The organism is Proteus sp. STS61-E (genome assembly GCF_040932335.1).
Classification (GTDB): domain Bacteria; phylum Pseudomonadota; class Gammaproteobacteria; order Enterobacterales; family Enterobacteriaceae; genus Proteus; species Proteus mirabilis_B.
This window is the reverse complement of the sequence record NZ_JBFQGE010000015.1, coordinates 1-1064: the sequence shown is the minus strand read 5'-3', so window position 1 is coordinate 1064 and position 1064 is coordinate 1. Positions and strand designations below refer to the sequence as shown.

At 45.6% G+C, this 1064-nt stretch carries 1 protein-coding gene; it reads right to left on the bottom strand.

Translation table 11 applies throughout. The features are described from left to right. Positions 1-2 precede the first annotated feature (2 nt). The coding region (gene tuf / locus AB4J89_RS18965) for an elongation factor Tu (protein ID WP_368470330.1) at positions 3-1064 on the bottom strand (1062 nt) is incomplete at its 5' end.

Here is a 1064-nt window from a genome sequence, read left to right as displayed (position 1 = left end):
AATTAACCTAATACTTTAGCAACAACGCCCGCACCTACTGTACGGCCACCTTCACGGATAGCGAAACGTAAACCGTCGTCCATCGCGATTGGGTGAATCAGTTCAACGATCATGTTGATGTTGTCACCTGGCATTACCATTTCTACGCCTTCTGGTAATTCGATAGTACCAGTTACGTCAGTTGTACGGAAGTAGAACTGTGGACGGTAGCCTTTGAAGAATGGAGTATGACGACCACCTTCATCTTTGCTCAGAATATAAACTTCTGATTCGAATTTAGTGTGTGGCTTGATTGAACCTGGTTTTGCCAGTACTTGTCCACGTTCGATTTCTTCACGTTTAGTACCACGCAGAAGAACACCAACGTTCTCACCTGCACGACCTTCGTCAAGTAATTTACGGAACATTTCAACGCCAGTACAAGTTGTTTTAACTGTTGGTTTGATACCAACGATTTCAACTTCTTCACCAACTTTAACAACACCACGCTCAACACGACCAGTTACTACTGTACCACGGCCTGAGATTGAGAATACGTCTTCGATTGGTAACAGGAATGGTTTGTCAATTGCACGCTCTGGTTCTGGGATGTATGAATCCAGTGCTTCTGCTAATTCAACAATTTTTGCTTCCCACTCAGCTTCGCCTTCCAGTGCTTTCAGCGCTGAACCACGGATTACTGGAGTGTCGTCACCTGGGAAATCGTACTGAGACAGAAGTTCACGAACTTCCATTTCTACTAATTCCAGTAACTCTTCATCATCTACCATGTCACATTTGTTCAGGAATACGATGATGTAAGGAACACCAACCTGACGACCTAACAGGATGTGCTCACGAGTTTGTGGCATTGGGCCATCAGTCGCAGCAACAACCAGGATAGCTCCGTCCATTTGCGCAGCACCAGTGATCATGTTTTTAACATAGTCGGCGTGACCTGGGCAGTCTACGTGTGCGTAGTGACGAGTTGGAGTGTCATATTCTACGTGTGAAGTAGAGATGGTGATACCACGAGCTTTTTCTTCTGGTGCGTTATCGATTTGATCGAATGCACGAGCAGCACC